Here is a 2,379-nt window from a genome sequence, read left to right on the forward strand (position 1 = left end):
ATGACCGCTGCGCACACACTTTCATGTCCGCTATCCACATCGCAGCAAGCTTCATCTTCTACCTCAAAGAATGAGTCCTGAGCCTAGATAATAGGCTGACCCCTTATAGTTCTGGTCCAACTGGCTTTCGTTCAGTCGATCGATCAGCATGTCACCCGTGCCATCCGCGTAATGCGTGCCCGGCGTGGTTTTTGGGTGGTTGGACGCTGAGTGTGCCATTTTCGTATCGAGCGTTGTCTGAGTTTTCGGTGCAACATACGCCTGCGTATGCAGTTGGTTGTCCCAATAACAGGCCAACCAAAATAGCACTCGAAAAAAAATCTTTTCGTTCCTTTCATGCTTATGACCTTTCGAGGATCTTCCTCGGTCAAATGGATAACCAAGGAGGGACTTTCGTTACGTCATTAGACAGCTTCTTTGGGAGCTTCAAGCCGCGGCAAGGCTCTGTCCGCACGCTCAATGGACGAGGTAATCGCAATACGACGAGGTTTCATCGCTTCTGGTAACTCGCGTTTTATAATAATGGATAAAAGTCCGTTTTCGAAGCGCGCTTCGACCACCTTCATATGCTCGACCAGATCGAAGCAATGTTCAAATTCCCGGCCCGCAATGCCTCGATGGGGATATTCAGCAGAACCTTGCTGCACCGATATTTTTTGTCCTCTCACAACAAGGATATTATGTTCCTGCGTGATCATGAGATCATTCTCGGCAAAGCCAGCGATAGCCATATCAATCCGGTAATTATCTTCACCAGTCTTGACGATATCATAAGGAGGCCAGTTATTGGCTATCGAAATCTTGTTGGAAGGATCGAGATTTCTCAGAATTCTATCAATCCCCATGCTTGAACGGAACAGGGGAGAAAAATCAATAGCGGCTTCTGTGATGGGGTGGACGGCTCCCAACGGCATCGCGATGTGCCAAGGTGAAGTCGTTGCAGAATTCACAGAGGAGGCCACCCATGGAACAAATTATCCGTATTGGCATGGACACGTCAAAAAGTGTTTTCCAATTGCACGGTGTAAACGCGAAGGAGCAGCCTGTTTTGCGCAGGAAGCTATCCCGCCGGGAGATGGTAAAGTTTTTTGAGAAACTGCCCCCGATTGAAATCGCGATTGAGGCCTGTGGCGCCTCCCATTACTGGGGGCGGGTGCTCTCGTGTCTGGGACACACAGTGAAGCTGATCGCGCCGCAGCTCGTGAAGCCTTATGTCAAGCGCGGGAAAAACGATGCCGCCGACGCGGAAGCCCTCTGTGAAGCGATGAGTCGGCCTACAATGCGGTTCGTCCCGCTCAAGAGCGAGGAAGAGCAGGCAGCGTTGATGCTGATTGGAATGCGGGCACGACTTATCCGGAACCGCACACAGCTCGCCAATACGATCCGGGGATATGCTGCCGAGTTTGGGATCACGGCGCCCAAAGGCATGTGCCGGATTGAGGCACTCCTTGATCGGATCGCTGCGGACGAAAGCCTGCCCACATTGACGCGCGAGTTGTTTGCCCTTCACGCAAAGGAATATGCTGAATTGCAAGGTGAAATCGAACAGCTTGAGGGCAAGGTGATGGCATGGCACCGCGCCAACGAATGCAGTCAGCGTCTTGCGAAAATTCCGGGCGTTGGCCCGATCGGCGCAGCGCTGCTGATGATGAAAACGCCTGATCCGCATCTGTTCAAATCGGGTCGAGCCTTTGCGGCCTGGATCGGATTGACGCCCAGGGATCACTCAACCGGTGGAAAAACAAGGCTTGGCAGAATCACACGCGCTGGCGATGAGGTCTTGCGAAGCACGCTGGTGGTTGGCGCGACCGCAGTCGTGTCGCATGCCCGGCGGACCAATGGGAAGAATGCCTCATCTTGGTTACGTGAATTGCTGGAGCGCAAAAAACCGAAACTCGCAGCGGTGGCCCTTGCCAATAAGATTGCGCGGATTGCCTGGAAACTGATGGTCAGCGGCGAACACTATAAGCGCCTTCTGCAGCAACCCGGCGCAGCTGCTGTTTGAGCTTAGCCTGGCACGATGCGCTGACATTTGACGCTCTCGTGCCGAGCTGAGGTCGTTGCTTGCAAGTAATAGAGCAGATGGTGTGATCGATCGATCCATGGCGTGAGAAAACCCGTGGCAACCAGTGGTCATCAAAGACCGCTTCTGTGTTTGGGGCTCACGCTGCGGAAGCCATCTTGGCCAGCGACCCTATGGCCGCATCAACAGGCCGGACATATGGAAGCAAAGATCCGATCATTTTCTTGCCTAGCCCCTTGCAAGGGGGAGCCGTCCACATATGGTTGCCGTCCGTTATGCAAGAGTTTTCTGACCCATATTGACGTGTGATCGTGTGCGGTCTTCTGTAAGGCCTGTTGATGTGGCCTTTCAGAAGC

Annotated in this window: 3 protein-coding genes; 1 reads left to right on the forward strand and 2 read right to left on the reverse strand. The window is 53.1% G+C overall.

What is annotated here, in order from left to right; translation table 11 throughout:
- Positions 1-63: 63 nt before the first annotated feature.
- A complete protein-coding gene (locus FKW31_RS16110) occupies positions 64-219 on the reverse strand; it encodes a hypothetical protein (protein WP_157894004.1) in 156 nt (51 codons plus the stop codon).
- Between the two features lie 185 nt (positions 220-404).
- Entirely contained in the window at positions 405-914 is a 510-nt protein-coding gene (locus tag FKW31_RS14040; RefSeq protein WP_087636555.1) for an Hsp20 family protein, read from the reverse strand.
- 50 nt (positions 915-964) lie between these two features.
- Between FKW31_RS14040 and FKW31_RS14045 the strand changes: the two genes are divergently transcribed.
- A complete protein-coding gene (locus FKW31_RS14045; protein WP_012813095.1) occupies positions 965-2,005 on the forward strand; it encodes an IS110 family transposase in 1,041 nt (346 codons plus the stop codon).
- The last annotated feature ends 374 nt before the right edge of the window (positions 2,006-2,379 follow it).

The organism is Acetobacter sp. DmW_136 (assembly GCF_008690365.1).
GTDB classification, from domain to species: domain Bacteria; phylum Pseudomonadota; class Alphaproteobacteria; order Acetobacterales; family Acetobacteraceae; genus Acetobacter; species Acetobacter oryzifermentans.

What these genes read in the sequence shown, in the direction of transcription:
- FKW31_RS14040 (WP_087636555.1), bottom strand. Translation starts at nt 914, where the DNA reads ATGCCGTTGGGAGCCGTCCACCCCATCACAGAAGCCGCTATTGATTTT.
- FKW31_RS16110 (WP_157894004.1), bottom strand. Translation starts at nt 219, where the DNA reads ATGGCACACTCAGCGTCCAACCACCCAAAAACCACGCCGGGCACGCAT.
- FKW31_RS14045 (WP_012813095.1), top strand. Translation starts at nt 965, where the DNA reads ATGGAACAAATTATCCGTATTGGCATGGACACGTCAAAAAGTGTTTTC.